19 protein-coding genes are annotated in these 19723 nt (G+C 66.3%); 6 read left to right on the top strand and 13 right to left on the bottom strand.

All coding sequences use genetic code 11. From position 1 onward, the window contains the following. The first annotated feature begins 8 nt into the window (after positions 1-8). Positions 9-1376: a bifunctional UDP-N-acetylglucosamine diphosphorylase/glucosamine-1-phosphate N-acetyltransferase GlmU gene (gene glmU, locus AC5P9P_RS13930; RefSeq protein ID WP_495232871.1), complete on the top strand. Its 1368-nt coding sequence runs from the start codon at positions 9-11 to the stop codon at positions 1374-1376. Further along, the gene (locus AC5P9P_RS13925; protein WP_495232870.1) at positions 1345-1878 is read left to right on the top strand and encodes a GNAT family N-acetyltransferase; all 534 of its coding nucleotides are present in this window, start codon (positions 1345-1347) and stop codon (positions 1876-1878) included. The genes glmU and AC5P9P_RS13925 overlap by 32 nt, the downstream gene beginning before the upstream one ends. A 56-nt stretch (positions 1879-1934) precedes the next feature. Here AC5P9P_RS13925 and AC5P9P_RS13920 read toward each other — a convergent pair whose 3' ends face one another. The 7 genes from AC5P9P_RS13920 to AC5P9P_RS13890 all read right to left on the bottom strand — a co-directional run bounded on the left by AC5P9P_RS13920 (position 1935) and on the right by AC5P9P_RS13890 (position 9734). Beyond that, the gene (locus AC5P9P_RS13920) at positions 1935-3287 is read right to left on the bottom strand and encodes a sensor histidine kinase (protein ID WP_005414539.1); all 1353 of its coding nucleotides are present in this window, start codon (positions 3285-3287) and stop codon (positions 1935-1937) included. Next, positions 3284-4630: a sigma-54-dependent transcriptional regulator gene (locus tag AC5P9P_RS13915; protein WP_033834983.1), complete on the bottom strand. Its 1347-nt coding sequence runs from the start codon at positions 4628-4630 to the stop codon at positions 3284-3286. Before AC5P9P_RS13915 ends, AC5P9P_RS13920 begins: the two co-directional genes overlap by 4 nt. A 123-nt stretch (positions 4631-4753) precedes the next feature. After that, positions 4754-5131 (bottom strand): PDZ domain-containing protein, encoded by a 378-nt coding sequence (locus tag AC5P9P_RS13910; RefSeq protein ID WP_049433161.1) that lies wholly within the window; start codon positions 5129-5131, stop codon positions 4754-4756. Between the two features lie 16 nt (positions 5132-5147). Next, a complete protein-coding gene (locus AC5P9P_RS13905; protein ID WP_495232869.1) occupies positions 5148-6362 on the bottom strand; it encodes an ABC transporter permease in 1215 nt (404 codons plus the stop codon). A 21-nt stretch (positions 6363-6383) separates the two neighbouring features. Beyond that, a complete protein-coding gene (locus AC5P9P_RS13900) occupies positions 6384-7685 on the bottom strand; it encodes an ABC transporter permease (protein ID WP_049454975.1) in 1302 nt (433 codons plus the stop codon). A 10-nt stretch (positions 7686-7695) separates the two neighbouring features. Beyond that, the gene (locus tag AC5P9P_RS13895; protein ID WP_005411118.1) at positions 7696-8421 is read right to left on the bottom strand and encodes an ABC transporter ATP-binding protein; all 726 of its coding nucleotides are present in this window, start codon (positions 8419-8421) and stop codon (positions 7696-7698) included. Between the two features lie 35 nt (positions 8422-8456). Next, complete coding sequence (locus AC5P9P_RS13890) at positions 8457-9734, bottom strand: efflux RND transporter periplasmic adaptor subunit (protein WP_288469135.1); 1278 nt, start codon at positions 9732-9734, stop codon at positions 8457-8459. Positions 9735-9937: 203 nt separating this feature from the next. On the opposite strand from AC5P9P_RS13890, the gene glmS reads away from it, so the two are divergent. After that, positions 9938-11776, top strand: a complete 1839-nt coding sequence (glmS, locus tag AC5P9P_RS13885; RefSeq protein ID WP_184014107.1) for a glutamine--fructose-6-phosphate transaminase (isomerizing) — start codon at positions 9938-9940, stop codon at positions 11774-11776. A 446-nt stretch (positions 11777-12222) separates the two neighbouring features. Beyond that, entirely contained in the window at positions 12223-12654 is a 432-nt protein-coding gene (locus AC5P9P_RS13880; RefSeq protein ID WP_005411115.1) for a CBS domain-containing protein, read from the top strand. A 67-nt stretch (positions 12655-12721) separates the two neighbouring features. Here AC5P9P_RS13880 and AC5P9P_RS13875 read toward each other — a convergent pair whose 3' ends face one another. After that, positions 12722-13150, bottom strand: a complete 429-nt coding sequence (locus tag AC5P9P_RS13875) for a VOC family protein (protein ID WP_049454983.1) — start codon at positions 13148-13150, stop codon at positions 12722-12724. A gap of 94 nt (positions 13151-13244) precedes the next feature. Beyond that, positions 13245-13763, bottom strand: a complete 519-nt coding sequence (gene gloA / locus AC5P9P_RS13870) for a lactoylglutathione lyase (RefSeq protein ID WP_049404088.1) — start codon at positions 13761-13763, stop codon at positions 13245-13247. 125 nt (positions 13764-13888) lie between these two features. Between gloA and AC5P9P_RS13865 the strand changes: the two genes are divergently transcribed. After that, positions 13889-15001 carry a PLP-dependent cysteine synthase family protein gene (locus AC5P9P_RS13865; protein ID WP_005411112.1) on the top strand — a complete coding sequence of 371 codons (1113 nt, stop codon included), beginning with the start codon at positions 13889-13891 and terminating at the stop codon, positions 14999-15001. Positions 15002-15054: 53 nt separating this feature from the next. On the opposite strand, the gene AC5P9P_RS13860 is transcribed toward AC5P9P_RS13865, so the two are convergent. After that, complete coding sequence (locus tag AC5P9P_RS13860; protein ID WP_049433166.1) at positions 15055-15459, bottom strand: hypothetical protein; 405 nt, start codon at positions 15457-15459, stop codon at positions 15055-15057. Between the two features lie 170 nt (positions 15460-15629). On the opposite strand from AC5P9P_RS13860, the gene AC5P9P_RS13855 reads away from it, so the two are divergent. Next, the gene (locus AC5P9P_RS13855; protein ID WP_049433167.1) at positions 15630-17660 is read left to right on the top strand and encodes a M3 family metallopeptidase; all 2031 of its coding nucleotides are present in this window, start codon (positions 15630-15632) and stop codon (positions 17658-17660) included. Positions 17661-17762: 102 nt separating this feature from the next. On the opposite strand, the gene AC5P9P_RS13850 is transcribed toward AC5P9P_RS13855, so the two are convergent. From AC5P9P_RS13850 to AC5P9P_RS13840, 3 genes are all read right to left on the bottom strand, one after another. Continuing rightward, a complete protein-coding gene (locus AC5P9P_RS13850) occupies positions 17763-18566 on the bottom strand; it encodes an SDR family oxidoreductase (protein ID WP_012481308.1) in 804 nt (267 codons plus the stop codon). Further along, positions 18563-19129 carry a DUF1415 domain-containing protein gene (locus tag AC5P9P_RS13845; protein WP_495232868.1) on the bottom strand — a complete coding sequence of 189 codons (567 nt, stop codon included), beginning with the start codon at positions 19127-19129 and terminating at the stop codon, positions 18563-18565. Before AC5P9P_RS13845 ends, AC5P9P_RS13850 begins: the two co-directional genes overlap by 4 nt. A 101-nt stretch (positions 19130-19230) precedes the next feature. Beyond that, positions 19231-19713: a YajQ family cyclic di-GMP-binding protein gene (locus tag AC5P9P_RS13840; RefSeq protein WP_005411107.1), complete on the bottom strand. Its 483-nt coding sequence runs from the start codon at positions 19711-19713 to the stop codon at positions 19231-19233. Positions 19714-19723: the final 10 nt, after the last annotated feature.

Here is a 19723-nt window from a genome sequence, read left to right as displayed (position 1 = left end):
CCGTTCCCATGACCCAACCTCTGCACGTCATCATCCTCGCCGCCGGCGCAGGCAAGCGCATGAAGTCGGTGCTGCCGAAGGTGCTGCAGCCGATCGCGGGCCAGCCGATGCTGGCGCACGTGATCGACGCGGCCCGTGAGCTCCAGCCGGCGGCGATCCACGTGGTCCATGGCCATGGCGGCGAGGCGGTGCGCCAGTACTTCGCCTGCCAACCCGACCTGCAATGGGCCGAGCAGGCACAGCAGCTCGGCACCGGCCACGCGGTAGCGCAGGCGATGCCCCAGGTTCCCGACCTGGCGCAGGTGCTGGTCCTGTACGGCGACGTGCCGCTGATCCGTGCGCAGACCCTGCGCGACCTGCTCGCACAGCCGGGCCGGCTGGCGGTACTGGTGGCCGATGTCGATGACCCGACCGGATATGGCCGCGTGCTGCGCGATGCCGAGGGCAAGGTTGGCGCGATCATCGAGCAGAAGGACGCCACCGATGACCAGCTGCGCGTGCGCACGATCAATACCGGCATCATCGCCGCCGAATCGACTGCGCTGCGCCGGTGGCTGTCGCAGCTTTCCAACAGCAATGCACAGGGCGAGTACTACCTCACCGATGTCTTTGCATTTGCCGCCCATGAGTACACGCCGGCCGAAATGGCACTGGTGGCCGACGCGCAGGAGGCCGAAGGGGCAAACGACCCCTGGCAGCTCTCGCAGCTGGAGCGTGCCTGGCAGCGTCGTGCGGTGCGGGCCTTGTGCGCACAGGGGGCGCGCGTGCGCGATCCGGCCCGGCTCGACATCCGCGGCACTGTCACCGTGGGCAGCGACGTGCTGATCGACGTCGATGTCGTGCTCGAGGGCAACGTGGTGCTCGGCGACGGCGTCACCGTCGGTCCGTTCAACCGTTTGAAGGACGTCAATCTTGGGCCGGGCACCGAAGTGCGTGCGCACTGCGATCTGGAGGGCGTGGTTACCGAGGGTGCCGCGCAGATCGGCCCGTTCGCGCGCCTGCGACCGGGCACCGTGCTGGCCGATGGCGTGCACGTCGGCAACTTCGTCGAGACCAAGAAGGTCACGCTGGGTGTGGGCAGCAAGGCCAATCACCTCACCTACCTGGGCGATGCGGTGATCGGCAGCAAGGTGAACATCGGCGCTGGCACCATCACCTGCAACTACGATGGCGTGAACAAGTCGACCACCACCATTGGCGACAACGCGTTCATCGGCTCCAACAGCTCGCTGGTGGCACCGGTGACCATTGGCGACGGCGCGACCATTGCCGCCGGTTCGGTCATCACCCGTAACGCGCCGGACGGCAAGCTGACACTGGCACGTGCCCGGCAGGAAACCATCGATGGCTGGAAGCGCCCGCTCAAGAAGGCCTGAGCCCCGCATTCCCCGCGCCGATGAACTCGGTTTGCTGCCCGGCATCGAGCAGCGCGCCGGCGAGGTGTTGAGGGGCCATGAGGCCTATCCGGTGTTCGCCGGGCATGGCCTGGACCTGCCGACACTACAGGATGGCCTTGAACGCGGGCAGCTGTGGGTGGTGGATGCGGCAGACGGTGGCATCGCCGGCTATCTGCTTGCCGGCGAACTGGCAGGTGAGTTCCACGTGCTGCAGATGGATGTGGATCCTGCACACGCGCGGCAAGGTCATGGGCGCACGTTGTTGCGCCATGCATTGGTACAGGCCCGGGCGAAAGGCTATTGCTCGGCCGTGCTGACCACGTTGTCCGACGTGCCGTGGAATGCGGCCTTCTATGCCAGCGAAGGTTTCGTCGCCGCACCGGAGGCGGAGTGGGGTGCAGGGCTGCAGGCGGTGATGGCCGAAGAGGCCGCGCTGGGGTTTCCGATGCATCTACGCGTGGCGATGCGGCAGGCCTGGTAGATGCCGGCCTCGGTCGGCATATCCACGCATCGCGTGGATCTACCCGATCGGTCCGCTCAACCCACCGGCAGCAGGATCGACACGCACAACCCGCCATCGCCGCGGTTCTGCAGTGACACCCGTCCGCCGTGGGCCTCCACGATCTCCCGCGTCAGCGCCAGCCCCAGCCCGGTGCCATTGCGCTTGGTCGAATAGAACGGCATCAGTGCGTTCTGCAGCACCTGCTCGTTCATGCCCTTGCCGCGGTCAAGCACGTCCAGGCGCAGCCACTGCGGCAGCCGGGTCAGCTGTACCTGCACATCGTCGTTGGGCGGCTCGGCTTCAGCGCAGGCTTCGTGCGCATTCTTCAGCAGGTTCAACAACGCCTGCCCGAACTGCGCGATGTCGATGCGGCTGCTCAGCTCCTCGTCCGGCTCACGTTCCATGCCGAACGGGATCTGCTGGCGCAGGCTGGACAGGAACGGCGCCCAGTGCACGGTCTGCAGCTGCGGCTGTGGCAGCTTGGCAAAGCGCGCATAGCCACGGATGAAGCCTTCCAGGTGGCGTGCGCGATCCTCGATGGTGGTGAAGATCTCGGGCAGCCGGTCAAAGCGTTCACGCTGCACCAGCACGCCGCCGGAATGGGCGAGCGAAGCAATCGGCGCCAGTGAGTTGTTGAGCTCGTGGCTGATCACCCGAATCACCTTCTTCCAGGTCTGCACTTCCTGGCGGCGCAGCTCGGCGGTCAACAGGCGCACCAGCAGCAGGTCGTGTGGGCGGCCGTTGAGCTGGAACGCACGCCGCGAGAGGTGATAGACCTGCTCGTCATCCTCATCGCCGTCCTCCCCCTCGGCGTGCACCGCGAACAGGCTGTCACCGCCACGGGCGATGGCATCGCGCAGTTCCACCGGCACCTGTTCCAGCACGTCTTCCAGGCGCTGGCCTTCCAGCTTCCAACCGCCGTGCAGCAGCTTGCGCGCGGCCAGGTTGGAGAACACCACGCGGGCGATGCCATCACCGCCGGAGGCGATCAACAGCATCGCAACCGGCGTATTCTGCACCATGGTGTCCAGCAGCAGCTCACGTTGCACCAGGCCCTGCCGCTGCTCACGCAGTACATCACCCAGCTCCCGGTGTGCCTGCACCAGGTCGCCGAGCTCGTCATTGCCGGGCCAGTGCACTCCGAAGTTGTATTCGCCGTCGCGATAGCTGCTGGTGGTGCCCGCCAGGGCCCGCATCAGTGACCGCACCGGGGCGGTAGCCCGACGCAGCGTCCACCACATCAGCGACAGCAGGATCAGCGCCGACACCGTGGTCACCACCCAGCCATGGTCCATCCAGTAGGCCAGCAGCCACGGCAGCGCCGCAGCCAGTGCCAGCACCGGCAGCAGGCGCAGGAACAGGCGGAAGGTGAACGAGCGCCGCTTCATTCGCGTGGAATACCATGGCGGTCCATGCGCCGGTACAGCGCCTGGCGGCTCAGGCCGAGCTCGGCGGCAGCCTGGGCGATGACGCCATGGTTGCGCGCCAGCACATCCTCGATGCGTGCGCGGTCGGGATCATTGCCTGCGCTGGGTGCCGGTCGTGGTACGACGGCTGCGCGCGGCAGGTTGAGATCGGCCACTTCGATGCGGTTGCCGGTGGCCAGCAGTTCGGCACGCTGGATCACGTTGCGCAGCTCGCGCACGTTGCCTGGCCAGGGGTACCGCTGCAGTGCTGCGGTGGCGGCGCTGGACAGCGGCTTGCCAGCGGTCAGGAATCGCTCGGCCAGCGGCACGATGTCGCCCGGGCGGTCGGCCAGCGGCGGCAGCACCAGTTCCACCGTGTTGAGGCGGTAATAGAGATCTTCGCGGAAGGTACCGTCGCGGATCATCGCCGGCAGGTCGGCATTGGTCGCGCTGACCACGCGGACCTTGACCTGGCGCTCGCGGTTGGAACCCAGGCGCTCGAAGCGGCCGGTTTCCAGCACGCGCAGCAGCTTCATCTGCCCGCCGAGCGACAGGTTGCCGATCTCATCCAGGAACAGGGTGCCACCATCGGCGGCCTCGAACTTGCCTTCGCGCGCCTTGTTGGCGCCGGTATACGCACCGGCCTCGGCACCGAACAGTTCGGCTTCGATCAGTTCCGAGGGCAACGCGCCACAGTTGACCGCCACGAACGGGCCCTTGGCCACCAGCGAATTGGCCTGGATGATCTGCGCGATCTTCTCCTTGCCGGCACCGTTCGCGCCGGTGATCAGTACCGGCAGTTCCGAGCGTGCGACCTGGCAGGCGAGGGCGATGACGCGCTCGCTGGCGGGGTCGGCGAAGACCGCGCCGCACAGGTCGTACTTCTCTTCCAGCGCGTTGCGCTGGTGCAGTTCACGGCTGCGGCGCCGGTCCAGTTCGCGGCGTGCCTCGGACAGTTCCAGCAGGTTGTTGACCGTGGTCATCAGCTTGCGGTCGTCCCAGGGCTTGGCCAGGTAGTCGGCCGCACCGGCCTTGACCAGATCCACTGCACTGCTCAGGTGGGTCCAGGCGGTCAGCAGGATCACCGGCAGGTCCGGATGGCGCGCACGGATCTGCGCGAACAACGCTTCGCCCTCCTCACCGGAGGTGGTGTCCTCGCTGAAGTTCATGTCCTGGATCACCAGATCGACCGGCTGCGACTCGAGCAGGGCCAGCCCATCGGCGGGCGTGTGCGCCTGCAGGGTGTCGATGTCGTGCAGGGAGAACAGCACGTCCAGCGCAGTACCCACGCTGGCGTTGTCGTCGATGATCAGGATCGCAGGCATCAAGCGGTTCTGCAGAAAGGGATGGGCGGCGCCGATGGAGCCGTTCGTGTCCACGCACCGGGAGAGCCCGGCGCCACCCATCAAGCATAGCCAAACCTGTGGCCGTGCAGGAGCGGATGATGCTCAGCGCCCGGGTGGGGCTGGCGGAGGTGGTGGCGCGGGTGGTGGCGGGACCTCCAATGCCTGTCGCCACGCAGCGGCGTTGACCGCTACCGTCAGTTCGCGCTTGTCGCGGCGCAGCAACAGATAGGCGCTGGCCGCGTGGGAATGGCGCAGTGCCTCGGCCAGATGTTCAACCCGGCGCACCGCCGTGTCGTCCACGCGGAGGATGCGATCGCCACTGCGCACGCCGAAGCGCACTTCCGGGCTGGCGGCCTCCACATGCACCTGGCCTTCGGTCGAGCGCAGCGACAGCCGCGCTCCATCGCGGCGCCATTCCAGCGTCTGTGCGCTGCCACCACCGGCCAGCGCCGGCAGGGGCAGCAGTGCCATCAACAGCATCCGGCAGGCACGCACCTCACGCGCCCCGCGTGGCGACTGCGGGCGGGACCGCTGCCGCGCGCCGGGCCGGCCCGAACACCGCGATCTGGCCCAGCACCCACAGCAGAAGCGCGCCCAGCGGCAGGTAGTACAGGGGCATGCGTGGCAGCTCGTAGAGGTTCATCAGTGCCAGGTTGATCGCGTAGGCTGCCAGCATGCCCAGCACGATGCCCAGCGAGGCCAGCAGGAAGTTCTCGGTCTGGAAGTAGCGCAGGATCTGGCCGCGGGTGGCACCGAGTGCGCGGCGGATGCCGATCTGCTTGCTGCGCTGCTGCACCCAGAAGCTGGCCAGGCCGATGATGCCCAGTGCCGTGACCACCAGCAGCGAGATGCACACGGTGATCAGCAGGCCGACCATGGCCTTGTCGTTCTTGAAGTAGTCATTGCGCTGCGCCTCATAGGTCAGCTTTTCACGCACCAGCCGGTTGGGATCGTTACGTTCAAGCGCGGCGATCGCACCCTTTAGCACTTCCTCGCGCCGATCTGGAGAGGTACGCAGGACATACGGTCCCTGGGTGAAGTCAGTCCGCACCGGCAGCACGATCGACAGCGTGGTGTTGTTGTTGTAGTCGGTGGGCGTTGCCAGTGCGGCGACGATGCCGACTACGTGCAGCGGCTGCTTGCCCATGTAGAACGTCTTGCCCAGTGCATTCTCGCCCGGGTACAGCTTGTCGGCGAGGGTGCGGCTGATGATCACCGAGGACGCCGTATTGGACGAAGCGTTCTTCTGTGCGTCCTCGAAGTTGCTGTACTCGCTTGACTGGAAGTCACGGCCGGCGGTCAGCTGCAGTCCGAGCGTGGGCAGTCCACCCTCGCCGAACATGTACATGGTGACGAAAGCGGTCGGACGCTCCTGTTCCTGTTTAAGCGAAACGCTGGTGTTGGAGGAGTTCGGGCGGAACGGCAACTGGTTGACCTTGGCTGCGGCAGTCACGCCGGGCACCGCACGCAGGGCAGACAGGTCTTCCAGGGTGCGGGACTGACCGTTGGTCTGCTTGCCGATGCCGCTGACCCGGACGAACACCAGTTCGTTCTCGGCCAGGCCGCTGCTCTGGCTGATCCGTTCAACGCGCTGGGTGACCAGGAACAGGGCATTGCAGACGATGGCGCAGGTCAGGGCGACTTCCAGCACGATCAGGGCGGCGGCCGTCTTGTGCCGGCGCAGGGTGCTGAGGATGGGGCGGATGTCCATGGGAGGTCCTCGTACTCGTGCTTACTGCGACTTGAGCTGGATGGCCGGGGTAACCTGCATCGCGCGCCAGGCGGGCAGGAAACCAGCGGCGAGGCTGGCGAACAGGGTCAGGCCAATGGCCAGCAGCAGCATGCTGCCGTCCAGGTGGGCCAGGTTCGCGTAGTCCACGGGTTGCTGGCGTACCGCATACAGGCCGAGCAGGGCCAGGCCGATGCCGAGCACGCCGCCGGCAACGCCGATCGCACCGGCTTCAACCAGGCATTGCAGGAAGATCTGCCCACGGCTGGCACCGAGGGCGCGGCGCACACCGATCTCGCCACTGCGGCGCAGGAACTTCGCCAGCAGCAGGCCCACGGTGTTGACCAGGCAGACGCCGAGAAAGCCCAGTGCCAGCCACATCTGCAGGCGCACGTCGCTGGGCACGGCGTTCTTGAACGTCAACCACTCCATCACCGGGCGCAGACGCACGTTGGTGGGGCGCTCGAAACGGCCCGCCGCGCGCTGCTGGTCCGAGTAGTTGACCAGGTAGTTGCGGTAGTCCTCGACCTTGGCCGGGTCCAGCTCCACCCAGTACTGGATCCAGCTGCAGGGCGCGCTGATCGAGTTGCTGCTGCCATCCGGATTCTCGCCGAAGCAGTTCATGTTGCCGTTGCTGCCGAACTCCAGGTCCATCGCAGTGGAGAACGGCACCAGCAGGTCTTCATCCTTGCCGTAGTTGCCGGTGGTCAGATCGAAGAAGTGGGGTTCGGGATTCCACTTCTTCATCACGCCGATCACCCGCAGTGAATGGCCACTCAGGCGGATCTCGCGACCGGTGCTGTCAGCACCCTGGAACAGCTTGTCGTTGATCGCTTTCGACAGCACCACCACGCGGCTGCGATTGTCATCATCGCTGCTGCTCCAGGCACGCCCGTACTGCATCGGTACGTCGAACATCGGGAAGAAATCGGCCGACGTCCAGCGCGTATCCACCGAGAATGGCTTGAGCGTGCTGAGCTCCGGTTCCACCGTGCCTCCGCCCGCACTCATCATCGCCTGGCGGATGCCGCGCTTCTCGCGCAGCAGGGTCTCGGCGTCGCGCCGTGTCATCTGTTCCTCAGGCTCCTCACCCGGGGTATAGCCGCCGCGCGGGCGCGGATCGACCTGCACATAGAACAGCCGGTCACTCTTGCCCGGAATCGGGTCGCCGGACAGCACGTGGAATACGGTCAACGTGGTCATCGAGGCGCCGATGCCGAGCGCTATGGCGATCACCATCAGCGCGGTCAGGACCTTGTTGCGGCGGAAACTGCGCGCCGCCAATCGGGCGTAGTAGGCGAACATGGTCGGGCCCTCACTCGTTGACGGCGACGATGTGGCGCAACGGCGTGGCCAGCACCGGCTCGCGCACCAGGTCGGTCACCTGGCCATCGACGATGTGCACGTTGCGCTGCGCACGCGCGGCCAGTTCCGGGTCGTGGGTGACCATCACGATGGTGGTGCCGGCGGCGTTGATCTCCTCCAGCAGCTCCATCACGCCCCGGGCCATCTGCGTATCCAGATTGCCGGTCGGTTCGTCGGCCAGCAGCAGGCGCGGGCTGCCGGCCAGCGCACGCGCGATGGCCGCGCGCTGCTGCTGGCCACCCGACAGTTCATTCGGATAGTGCTTCATGCGCGAGCCCAGGCCGACCTGGGTCAGTGCCTTCTCGATGCGTTCGCGGCGCTCGTTGGCGCTCATCCTGCGATAGCGCAGCGGAACGTCGACGTTGTCGAACAGGTTCAGGTCGGGGATCAGGTTGAAGCCCTGGAAGATGAAGCCGATCTTCTGGTTGCGCAGGCGGCTGCGGGCGTCGTCGCCCAGCGTGCTCACGTCCTGGCCGTCCAGCATGTAGGTACCGCTGGTGAAGGTTTCCAGCAGGCCGGCGATGTTGAGAAAGGTGGTCTTGCCGGAGCCGGACGGGCCGGTGACCGCGACGAACTCACCTTCCTTGACCTGCAGTTCCAGCGAGCGCAGTGCGTGGGTTTCCACCTGTTCGGTGCGGAAGACCTTGGCGACCGAACGCATTTCGAGCATGTACATGGGGTGTCCTCTCTCCAGGATTCAGGTATCAGGTATCAGTTGACGGAGACGCGTTCGGCGTCCTTGAACAGGTCGCTGCCGGAGACCACGATGCGGTCGCCCGGCTGCACACCCGACTTGATTTCCACTTCGCCCAGGCTGCTGACGCCCAGTTCCACCGGACGGCGCACGGCGGTGCGGCCATCCATCACGTAGGCCATGCCGTTGCCCTGTTCGACGAACGGGCCACGCTCGACCTTCAGCACGTTCTTGCGGGTATCGAGCAGCACGCGCACCGACATCCGTTGGCTCTGGCGCAGGCCTTCGGGCTGCGCGCTGGCAAAGCGCACGCGCGCGTTGACCTCACCGTTGACCACTTCCGGCGACACCGCGCTGATCTCGCCCGGGAAGGGCTGGCCGTTGCCGCCGGTCAGCTGTGCGGGCATGCCGATCGCCAGGTCGCGGGCGAAGCTCTCCGGCACCTTGATCTCGACTTCGAACTTGGACAGGTCGACCACGCCCAGCACCGGGGCATTGGCGGCCAGGTTGGTGGACTGCACCGCCTGCACCTGGCCGACCTGGCCATCGAACGGGGCACGCAGCGTCAGCGCATCGACCTGGCGCTGTACTTCGGCCACCACCGCCTTCTGGCGATCGGCCAGCAGGCGCTTGTTGCGGGCATCCAGGTCCGCGCCCTGGCTCTGCAGGCGGGCATCGGTGGTGGCGTTGGCCAGGGTGATGTCGGCTTTCTTCAGCGAGTCCTTGGCCTTGGCCAGGTCGATCTGCGGCACCGCCCCGCCGTCGTAGCCGCGCTGGTAGCGCTGCAGGTCGCGGTCGGCGGCCTGCCGTTCGATGGTGGCCTGGTCGGTTTCCTTGCGCGACTTGGCGCGGGCCAGGGTGGCGTCCAGCGCGGCACGGCTGGCCTCGGCCTCCAGGCCGGCCAGGGTGGCCTGTTCCTGGGCCAGCTTGCTGCGCAGTTCGGGGCTGTCGATGACCGCCAGCTCCTGCCCCTTCTTCACCACGTCACCGGCGACCACCTTCAGGTCCACGGTGCCCGCAGAGATGGCATACAGGACCGGGCTGTTGGCGGCGATCACGCGGCCGTCGGCGGCGATGTCACGGACCAGGTCGCCCCGCTTCACTTCGGCGATGCGCACGCGGCTGCTGTCGAAGGAACGGCTGGCGTTGGACCAGGCGTGCACGGCCCAGCCGATGCCGACGAGCAGGGCGATCGTGCCCAGCGCCGGCCAACGGTAACGGAGCCAGTTGGCGCGCGGAGCGCTGGCCGGAGTGGAGGAAACGATCTGGTCCTGGGCGGAAGTGTCGCGGATCATCGGGTGCGTGCCTGACGGTGGTAGCCAGTATCAAGCACGTAGCGTGCCAACTTTAATTCCTTACAGGTCAATTAGTTGGGGTGTGATGTGAAGTGTCCGGGTGTCCGCGGACACCTTTCCGGACACTTTCATTAAGCGGACAGGAGGGAGAAGCCGGGCACGCAGGCTAGAATGCGACGATCGTCTTCAAGGAAACGCGTGACATGTGTGGAATCGTGGGTGCGATCGCTGATCGCGACGTAGTGCCGGTGCTGATCGAGGGTCTGAAGCGCCTTGAGTACCGTGGTTACGATTCCTCGGGTATCGCGGTGATCGACCATGCCGAACGGTCGGAGGTGCGTCGCGTGCGTCGTACCGGCCGAGTGTCGGAAATGGCCACGGCGGCCGAGGCCGAGGGCTTCAACGCGGTGCTGGGCATCGGCCATACCCGCTGGGCCACCCACGGTGGTGTCACCGAGGCCAATGCGCATCCGCACATCAGCCAGGGCGTGGCGCTGGTGCACAACGGCATCATCGAGAACCATGAAGAGCAGCGCGAGAAGTTGCGCGCGCTGGGCTACACCTTCGAGTCGCAGACCGATACGGAAGTCATCGCACACCTGATCCACCACCACCTGAAGGATGGCGACGACCTGCTGGTGGCGCTGCAGCACACGGTGAAGGAACTGACCGGCGCCTACGCGCTGGCCGTGGTCAGCCGCGCCGAGCCGGAGCGCTTCGTCTGCGCGCGCATGGGCTGCCCTCTGCTGATCGGCCTGGGCGAAGGCGAAAACTTCGTCGCTTCGGATGTCTCGGCGGTGATCTCGGCCACCCGCAAAGTGATTTTCCTGGAGGAAGGCGATACCGCCGAAATCCGCCGCGATGGCGTGCGCATCTTCGATGAGCATGACCAGGCGGTCGAGCGTGAGGTGCATCTGTCGGATGTCTCGCTGGCATCGCTGGAGCTGGGCCCGTACCGCCACTTCATGCAGAAGGAAATCCACGAGCAGCCGCGCGCGCTGGGCGACACCATCGAGGCGGCGATCGATGCCGGTGGTTTCCCGGCCGAGCTGTTCGGCAAGAACGCCGAAGCCGTGTTGTCGGGCATCGAAGGCGTGCAGATCATCGCCTGCGGTACCAGCTACTACGCCGGCCTGACTGCACGCTACTGGGTCGAGGCCATCGCCGGCCTGCCGTGCAGCGTGGAGATCGCCAGCGAGTACCGTTACCGCGCTGCCTACGCGAATCCGAAGCACCTGATCGTGACCATTTCCCAGTCCGGCGAAACGCTGGACACGATGGAAGCACTGAAGTACGCCAAGTCGCTGGGCCACAAGCACACGCTGTCGATCTGCAACGTGCCGGAAAGCGCGATCCCGCGCGCCAGCGAACTGGTGTGCTACACCCGTGCCGGTGCCGAGATCGGCGTGGCCTCGACCAAGGCCTTCACCACCCAGCTGGCGGCACTGTTCCAGCTGACCGTGGTGCTGGGCAAGCTGCACGGCCGCATCGACGCGGCGCAGGAAGCGGACTACCTTGAGCAGCTGCGCTTCCTGCCGGGCAGCGTGCAGCACGCATTGAACATGGAGCCGCAGATCGCTGCGTGGGCCGAGCGTTTCGCACGCAAGAGCAGCGCGCTGTTCCTGGGTCGTGGCCTGCATTACCCGATCGCGCTGGAAGGCGCGCTCAAGCTCAAGGAAATCTCCTACATCCACGCCGAGGCCTACCCGGCAGGCGAGCTGAAGCATGGCCCGCTGGCGCTGGTGGACGAGGCCATGCCGGTGGTGGTGATCGCGCCGAACGACAGCCTGCTGGAAAAGGTGAAGTCGAACATGCAGGAAGTGCGCGCGCGTGGCGGTGAACTGTTCGTGTTCGCCGACCAGGACAGCAACTTCAACGAGTCCGAAGGCGTGCACGTGATCCGTACGCCGCGTCATGCCGGCGTGCTCAGCCCGATCGTGCACACCATTCCGGTGCAGTTGCTGGCCTACCACACCGCGCTGGCGCGCGGCACCGACGTGGACAAGCCGCGCAACCTGGCCAAGAGCGTGACGGTGGAGTAACACCCGTCAGCTCGGTTGGAGGTTGCAAGCGAAGGGGGGCCGTGTGGGCCCCCTTTCGTTTGTGCCGGTGGCAGCGGCAAGTGGGACAGCGACAGGGTGTTCTGTCCACCGTCGGCAGCAGGCAATCAATCTTTAACGCGTGGCATCGCGTGTATTCAGCGGCGGTTTCAGCCGCGGTGCCATTCTCTGGATCGTCGGTTGGTTCCTACGACGAACTGTCCTATCGATGCCGGTAGTGACCGATGGTCGCAGTCGTAGAATCGATTTGACCGAGGTCCGGGTTGAGCGGTTGAACCCACCTCGTTCGCGTTGCAGCACGTCGTCTGCCGATCATTCCAAGCGGCAGCCGGGTGCGCCAGACGTGCGCTGAAAGGTCTGTTCCCGGGGAGGGGGCGTATCGGAAGAGCACACTTTTTGACTTCAGTGACCTGCACCAGGAAACAAGAATGAACGTCCGCGAACTCCTGCAATCCAAGAAAGAAGCTGTCATCACCATCGATGCCGAAGACACCATCGGTGCCGCCGCCCACAAGATGAGCGCAAACAGGATCGCTGCGCTGGTGGTGATGAAGGACGATGCCCCGGTCGGCATCATTTCCGAGAAGGACATCGTGCGTACCCTGGCTGACGACGGCCCGCAGGCCGGCCGCCGGGTGATTTCCAGCCTGCCGTCCACCGGCCTGGAGGGCATCGCCCCGGAGGCCACCCTGAAGCAGGCCATGTCGCTGATGACGTACTCGCGGCGCCGTCATCTGATGGTCACCGAAGGCACTCGTCTGGTCGGCATCCTCAGCCTGGGCGACATCGTGAAGAACCTGCTGGGCGAGCTGGAGCTGGAAAAGGCCGTGCTGCAGGACATCTACATGGCCGCCCACTGAGGGCTGCAGCGCTGGAAGCAGAGAAGCCGGGCATTGCCCGGCTTCTTCGTTCACGGCATCGGTGAAATCAGAAAGTGACCTTCACCGAGTCGGCGCTGTAGTTGGCTGGGCCGTGGTAGACCACTTCGATGTTGTTGCCATCCGGGTCGAGCACGAACGCACCGTAGTAGCCCGGGTGGTAAGGGCGTTCACCGGGCGCGCCGTTGTCGGTGCCGCCGGCGGCGATCGCGGCGGTATGGAAGGCATCGACGGTGGCGCTGTCGCGGGCCTGGAAGGCCAGATGGTGGCGGCCGGTCAGCTGGCCGGTGGCGGCCGTGCTGCTGGCGCTGGAAATGAACAGCTCATCGGCCCAGAAGTAGTCATCGCCTTCACCGGCGATCGGGATGCCGATAGTATCGAACACCGCCTGGTAGAAGCGGCGGCTGGCCGCCAGGTCGCGCACTACCAGCTGGATGTGGTCGATCAGGCGGCCGCGGTGCAGTTCCATCGTTTCCATACGAACCTCGCAGAAAAAGGGGACGGAGGGGATTAAGTCGCTTCCAGCCCAATAATGCCAGAAACGACTTAATCCCCTCCGTCCCCTTTTCGGGTCAGACGTTGGCGATGATCTCGACCCAGTAGCCGTCCGGGTCCTTGATGAAAGCCAGGTTCTTCATGCGGCCGTCGGTCAGGCGCTTCTGGAAGGTCACGCCCAGATCCTCGAAGCGCTGGCAGGCGGCCTCGATGTCCGGCACCGACACGCAGATGTGGCCGAAGCCGCGCGGGTCACTGTTGCCGTCGTGGTAGACCGCGCCGTCCTGGGTTTCGGTGCCGTGGTTGTGGGTCAGTTCCAGCACGCCCGGCAGCCCGGCCATCCACAGGCGGCGGGCCTTGTCATCTTCCGGCACCGTGGCGCCAGCGGGCACGTAGGCCAGGAAGTACAGGCTGAACTGGGCCTCGGGGAAGTCGCGCTTGTCGATCAGCTGGTAGCCGAGCACGCGGGTGTAGAAGTCCAGCGAAGCGGCAATGTCCTTCACGCGCAGCATGGTGTGGTTGAACACGAAGCCGGTGGTTTCGGCCGGGGCCTGGGCGGCGACGCCGGGAACATCGCGCAGGGCGGGAATGGTCATGGGGGAGGTCCTTCAGACAGGGCCGTTGCCGGCCGGATGGCGCCATTCTACCGGCCAGCACCTGACGGCACTGCGACGTACAATGGCCGGATCGCACCGTTCCGTCCTGACAACGATTGCCCGCCATGTCGCAGCGTGAATGGGTGGCTGCCGCCATCCGCAAGATCGAAGCTGATTTCAACCGTTCCGCCGATACCCACCTGATCCCGCTGGCGCTGCCAGGGTTCGAGGGCATCGACCTGTACCTGAAGGATGAGTCGAGCCATCCCACCGGCAGCCTGAAGCACCGGCTGGCGCGCTCGCTGTTCCTGTATGCGCTGGCCAATGGCTGGTTGCGTGAAGGGCGTCCGGTGATCGAGGCCTCCAGCGGCTCGACCGCCGTGTCCGAAGCCTATTTCGCGCGGCTGCTCGGCCTGCCGTTCATTGCGGTGATCCCGGCCTCCACCTCGCCTGAAAAGATCGCCGCGATCGAGTTCCACGGCGGCCGTTGCCACCTGGTCGAACGTGCCTGCGACCTCAACTGTGATTCGGAAAAGCTGGCCCGTGAAACCGGCGGCCACTTCATGGACCAGTTCACCTATGCCGAGCGCGCCACCGACTGGCGTGCCAACAACAACATCGCCGAGTCCATCTTCAAGCAGATGGCCGAGGAGCCCAGCCCGGTTCCGGAATGGATCGTGTGCAGCCCCGGTACCGGCGGTACCGCAGCGACGCTGGGGCGCTATGTCAGCTATCGCCGGCATGACACCCGCATCCTCTGTGCGGACCCGGAAGTGTCGGTGTTCTTCGATGGCTACAAAGCCGCCGTGGCCGGTGAGCAGGACTGGCGCGGCCTGACCTGCAGCGGTGGCTCGCGCGTGGAAGGCATCGGCCGGCCGCGGGTAGAGGCGAGCTTCATCCCGACCAGTGTCGATGCGATGGTGAAGGTGCCCGATGCGCTGAGCCTGGCCGCGATGCGCCATGTCAGCCGCCAGCTGGGCCGCCGTGTCGGTGGCTCCACCGGCACCAACTTCATCGGTGTGCTGCAGGCGGCGCAGTGGATGCGCGAGGCGGGCCATCAGGGCAGCATCGTCAGCATCCTGTGCGACAGCGGCGAGCGCTACGCACAGAGCTACTACGACCCGTCGTGGTATGCGCGCCAGGGCATCGACGTCGACGGCGCCGATGCGCAACTGGCGGCGGCGGTGGCCGGGCAGGGACTGCCCGAATTGCCGTGGTGCAGCCTGGAAGCGTTGTAACGCGGCAACGTACGGCCGGCTGTGCGTCGACTCTACCCGGTCGCCGGGGCGGCTCAATATCCCGCTGCAGTGAACGCGTCCAGCACCGCGTCGCGCAGTGCATCGGGCAAGGCCTCGATGTCCATCGCGCGATCATCCAGATGCAGGCTCGGGTCCAGGATGCTCGCTCGGCCCTGGGCCAGCGCCTGCAGCCACAGCAGCACGCAGATCACGAACTCGCGCTCATGGCCCAGCCGCAGTTGGCTGGCGCCGCGTTCGATCACCTCGAACGGGTACCACTCCTGGGCGTCGTTGAACGTGCCGCCCTGCTGCAGCACTGCCTGCAACTGCTGCAGATGGCGCGGGGCGTCATCGCCGGTATCGCACAATGCGGCGATCCAGGTCAGTTCGGCCGGGCTGGCGGACAATGCCAGTGACCGGGCCGGTGAGGCGGATGCAACTGCAGCCAGACCTTCCATGTAGGGCCTCGTTCGGTGCGTACCGCTGCGGACTCCCCCGCAGCCAGAGCTTCGGTGCGCGACCGTAAGGCCGACGTGAATGCCGGGCCGTGCCCCCTTGTCAGCCCCGCCTGCCAGCGCCATATCCTGCATGCTGCCCGCCTGCCGGGCCCGTACCCTGGAGATCTGCCGTGACCGTTGCCAACCCCCTGCTCGATTTTTCCGGCCTGCCGCGCTTTGAGGCCATCCGCCCCGAGCACGTGGCGCCGGCGCTGGACGTGCTGCTGGCCGAGGCCGAAGCCGCCGTCAGCGCCGCCGAGCAGGTGCAGCCGGTCACCTGGCAGACCTTCGTTGCCCCGCTGGATGACGCCACCGAGCGCCTGTGGCGCGCCTGGGGTCTGGTCGGCCACCTGCAGGGCGTGGTCAACACCCCGGAACTGCGTGAGGCCTACAACAGCAACCTGCCGCGGGTGACCCGCTTCGCCAGCGCGCTGGGCCAGAACCTGGCGTTGTACCGGCAGTACCAGACGCTGGCCGCCAGTGCCGAGGCGGCGCGCTTCGACGCGGCCCAGCGCAAGGTGCTGGACAACACCCTGCGCGATTTCCGCCTCGGTGGTGCCGAGCTGGCGCCGGAGGCGCAGCAGCGCTTCGCGGCGATCAAGGAAGAACTGTCGGCGCTGTCGGCGAAGTTCTCGCAGAACGTGCTCGACGCTACCGATGCCTGGTCGCTGATCATCGAGGACGAAGCGCGGCTGAAGGGCCTGCCGGAAGACGTGAAGGCCGCCGCGCATGCGGCAGCACAGAAGGACGGCAAGGCCGGCTGGAAACTGACCCTGCAGATGCCGTGCTACCTGCCGGTGCAGACCTGGGGTGAGGACCGCGACCTGCGCGAGATCCTGTACCGCGCCAGCGCACAGCGTGCGTCCGAATTCGGCGATGAGTCCCTGGACAACAGCGGCAACATCGATCGGATCCTCGCCCTGCGCGCTGAACTGGCCGCGCTGCTCGGCTTCGATTCGTATGGCGATTATTCGGTAGCGACCAAGATGGCGCAGGACCCGGCCGAAGTGCTGGGTTTCCTGCGTGACCTGGCCGCGCGCGCCAAGCCGTTCGCGGCCAGGGACCGGGCCGACCTTGAGCAGTTCGCACGCGAGCAGCTGGGCATCGACAGCCTGCAGGCCTGGGACCTGGCGTTCGCCGCCGACCGCCTGAAGCAGGCCCGTTACAGCTATTCCGAACAGGAAGTGAAGCAGTACTTCACTGAACCGAAGGTGCTGGGCGGCCTGTTCTCGGTGATCGAGCAGCTGTACGGCCTGCGCGTGCAGGAGGACAGCGCACCGGTGTGGCACGAGGATGTGCGCTTCTTCCGGTTGGTCGATGCGCAGGGTGCGCTGGTTGGCCAGTTCTACCTGGACCTGTACGCCCGCGAGGGCAAGCGCGGTGGCGCGTGGATGGACGATTGCCGCAACCGTCGCGTGCGCCCGGACGGCAGCGTGCAGACGCCGCTGGTCTACCTGGTGTGCAACTTCGGCCGCGGTGCCAATGGCAAGCCGGCCACCTTCAGCCACAACGAAGTGACCACGCTGTTCCATGAGATGGGCCATGGCCTGCACCAGCTGCTGACCCGCATCGGCGAACTGGGCGTGGCCGGCATCAATGGCGTGGAATGGGATGCAGTGGAACTGCCCAGCCAGTTCATGGAGAACTTCTGCTGGGAGTGGGAGCACCTGCAGGCCATGACCGCGCACGTGGACACGGGCGAACCGCTGCCGCGCGGGCTGTACGAGCGCATGCTGGCCGCGCGCAACTTCCACAGCGGCATGGCCACGGTGCGCCAGCTTGAGTTCGGCCTGTTCGACATGCTGTTGCACAGCCAGTTCGAACCGGCGCAGGACAGCGTGCTGGCGCTGCTCGATCGCGTGCGTGCGGAGGTGGCGGTAAACCATCCGCCGGCCTGGAACCGCTTCCCGCACCAGTTCAGCCACATCTTCGCGGGGGGTTACGCCGCCGGCTACTACAGCTACAAGTGGGCCGAAGTGCTCAGTGCCGACGCCTATGCGGCGTTCGAGGAAGCGCCGCAGGCACTGGCCGAGACCGGTGCACGCTTCCGCGATGAGATCCTGTCGCGCGGTGGCAGCCGCCCGGCGGCGGAGAACTTCAAGGCCTTCCGTGGGCGCGCGCCGCAGATCGACGCGCTGCTGCGCCACTCGGGCATGGCGTAAGGTGTTTGGTAGGTGCCAACCCTGGTTGGCACTTCACCGCCATCCACGCATGGCGTGGATCCACCGGAATGCCGGCCAGCGGCCGGCACCACCGAAGACCGGTCATTCGGCGTAGATCATCTTCCGGGTCATGCCGCCGTCGACGATGAAGTCCTGGCCGGTGCTGAAACCGGACAGCGACGACAGCAGGTACACCGCCAGTGCACCGATATCTTCAGGGCGGCCGACCCGGCCGACCGGATGCTGTGCGTGGTCGATGGCCGAGTACTCTGGTTCATGGCGCCGTGAGGGTGCCTGCCACGCAGTGGTACCGACCCAGCCGGGGCTGATGCTGTTCACCCGCACCGCCGGGCCGGCGCTGATCGCCAGCGCATGGGTGAAGGCCACCAGGCCACCCTTGGCCGCCGCATAGGCCTCGCTGTGCGCTTCGGATTGCCAGGCGCGGGTGGAGGCGATGTTGATGATCGCGCCCGCAGCACTGTCCGTCAGCGCCGGCAGCGCGTGCTTGCTGCACAGGAAGGCGCCATGCAGCGACGACAGCCGGCGTTGCCATTCGTGCCAGTCCATGTCCTGCAGCCGCGTGCCGTGCGGCCCGGCGATGCCGGCATTGTTGACCAGCCCGTCGATGTGTCCGAAACGCTGCAGCGCCTCGGCGATGAAGTCGCGCACGCTGGCTTCGTCGGTGATGTCCAAACGCTGGAACGCGGCATCCTCACCGCGCTGCCATTCGTCCAGGCAGGCCTGGCCGGCCTCCCTGTCGAGGTCGCCGATCAGCACGCGTCCGCCGGCACCGAGCACGGCCTGGGCAATACCGCGACCGATGCCGTTGGCGCCGCCGGTGACCAGCACCACCTTGCCCGACAGTGGCGCGGCCGGCCATGCGGCAATCGGCGGCACCGTGCTCACGTCAGGTCTTCGCCGCGCAGGCGACGATGCCAGCCGTCCACGCCGATGCGGTCCAGGGTCTGGATGTTGCGCTCGACGATCACGTCCGGGTCCGGATACACATCCACCGCACGCGCCACGCTGTCTTCGCGCAGCAGGTGCAGGGTGGGGAAGGGCGCGCGGTTGGTGTAGTTGCTGGTGTCGTCGGCGGCCACGCCCTCGAACTGGTAATCCGGATGGAAGCTGGCCACCTGCAGGATCCCCTGCAGGTCCAGTGCCTCGATCGCCGCATCGGCGTTGTCGAGGAAGTCGTTGTAGTCTAGGAAATCGGTCAGCACCTGCGGGTGCACGATCAGCGTCGTGTCGATCTGCTCGGCCGGCGTGTCGCGCAGCAGCACCAGCTCCTCGGCCAGCTGTTCAACCAGCGCTTCTGTCGTGGTCGCATCACTGAGCACGATGCGGACCTGGTCCTTCACGTATACCGCCTTGGCGAACGGGCACAGGTTCAGGCCGATGACGATGCGCTCCAGCCACAGGCGGGTCGCGGCGATCGGGTCATCGATGGGCAGGTCGGAATCGGTCATGGCGGGCACGTCGGCTGGCGGGGCCGACATTGTAGGCGCGTCGCTGGCAACGCGCCGTCGTACCTGCGGCTGGCAGCGCCGGGGGATTCCCGGCAGGTGGCTCAGTCGCGGAAATTGTTGAACTGCAGCGGCAGCTCGAACTTGCCGGCCTTGAGCACGGCGATGGCGTCCTGCAGGTCATCGCGCTTCTTGCCCTGCACGCGCAGCTTGTCGCCGTTGATCTGGCTTTCCACCTTCAGCTTGGCGTCCTTCAGGGCCGCCGCGATCTTCTTGGCGATCTTCTGCTCGATGCCCTGCTTGACGGTGATCTTCTGCCGGGCCTGGGCCAGGTTGGTCTCGATGTCGCCGAACTCCAGGCTGAGCACGTCGATGCCGCGCGCGGCCAGGCGAGCACGCAGGATGTCGTTCATCTGCTTGAGCTGGAATTCGGTCGGCGCGAACTGATTGATGACATCGCCGTCGCGCTCGAACTTTGCGTCCACGCCCTTGAAGTCGAAGCGGGTGGCCAGTTCGCGGTTGGCCTGGTCGATGGCGTTGGTCAGCTCGTGGGTGTCGACTTCGGACACGACGTCGAAGGAAGGCATGGGCGGTGCT

Source organism: Stenotrophomonas sp. YJH_SMC_14-1, from assembly GCF_059372275.1.
Note: the sequence above shows the minus strand (reverse complement) of the source record. Positions and strands in the feature narration are given on the sequence as shown.

Excerpts from the sequence above, each read along its gene's own strand:
- glmU (WP_495232871.1), top strand. The coding sequence starts at position 9 with ATGACCCAACCTCTGCACGTCATCATCCTCGCCGCCGGCGCAGGCAAG.
- AC5P9P_RS13925 (WP_495232870.1), top strand. The coding sequence starts at position 1,345 with ATGGCTGGAAGCGCCCGCTCAAGAAGGCCTGAGCCCCGCATTCCCCGC.
- AC5P9P_RS13920 (WP_005414539.1), bottom strand. The coding sequence starts at position 3,287 with ATGAAGCGGCGCTCGTTCACCTTCCGCCTGTTCCTGCGCCTGCTGCCG.
- AC5P9P_RS13915 (WP_033834983.1), bottom strand. The coding sequence starts at position 4,630 with ATGCCTGCGATCCTGATCATCGACGACAACGCCAGCGTGGGTACTGCG.
- AC5P9P_RS13910 (WP_049433161.1), bottom strand. The coding sequence starts at position 5,131 with ATGCTGTTGATGGCACTGCTGCCCCTGCCGGCGCTGGCCGGTGGTGGC.
- AC5P9P_RS13905 (WP_495232869.1), bottom strand. The coding sequence starts at position 6,362 with ATGGACATCCGCCCCATCCTCAGCACCCTGCGCCGGCACAAGACGGCC.
- AC5P9P_RS13900 (WP_049454975.1), bottom strand. The coding sequence starts at position 7,685 with ATGTTCGCCTACTACGCCCGATTGGCGGCGCGCAGTTTCCGCCGCAAC.
- AC5P9P_RS13895 (WP_005411118.1), bottom strand. The coding sequence starts at position 8,421 with ATGTACATGCTCGAAATGCGTTCGGTCGCCAAGGTCTTCCGCACCGAA.
- AC5P9P_RS13890 (WP_288469135.1), bottom strand. The coding sequence starts at position 9,734 with ATGATCCGCGACACTTCCGCCCAGGACCAGATCGTTTCCTCCACTCCG.
- glmS (WP_184014107.1), top strand. The coding sequence starts at position 9,938 with ATGTGTGGAATCGTGGGTGCGATCGCTGATCGCGACGTAGTGCCGGTG.
- AC5P9P_RS13880 (WP_005411115.1), top strand. The coding sequence starts at position 12,223 with ATGAACGTCCGCGAACTCCTGCAATCCAAGAAAGAAGCTGTCATCACC.
- AC5P9P_RS13875 (WP_049454983.1), bottom strand. The coding sequence starts at position 13,150 with ATGGAAACGATGGAACTGCACCGCGGCCGCCTGATCGACCACATCCAG.
- gloA (WP_049404088.1), bottom strand. The coding sequence starts at position 13,763 with ATGACCATTCCCGCCCTGCGCGATGTTCCCGGCGTCGCCGCCCAGGCC.
- AC5P9P_RS13865 (WP_005411112.1), top strand. The coding sequence starts at position 13,889 with ATGTCGCAGCGTGAATGGGTGGCTGCCGCCATCCGCAAGATCGAAGCT.
- AC5P9P_RS13860 (WP_049433166.1), bottom strand. The coding sequence starts at position 15,459 with ATGGAAGGTCTGGCTGCAGTTGCATCCGCCTCACCGGCCCGGTCACTG.
- AC5P9P_RS13845 (WP_495232868.1), bottom strand. The coding sequence starts at position 19,129 with ATGACCGATTCCGACCTGCCCATCGATGACCCGATCGCCGCGACCCGC.
- AC5P9P_RS13840 (WP_005411107.1), bottom strand. The coding sequence starts at position 19,713 with ATGCCTTCCTTCGACGTCGTGTCCGAAGTCGACACCCACGAGCTGACC.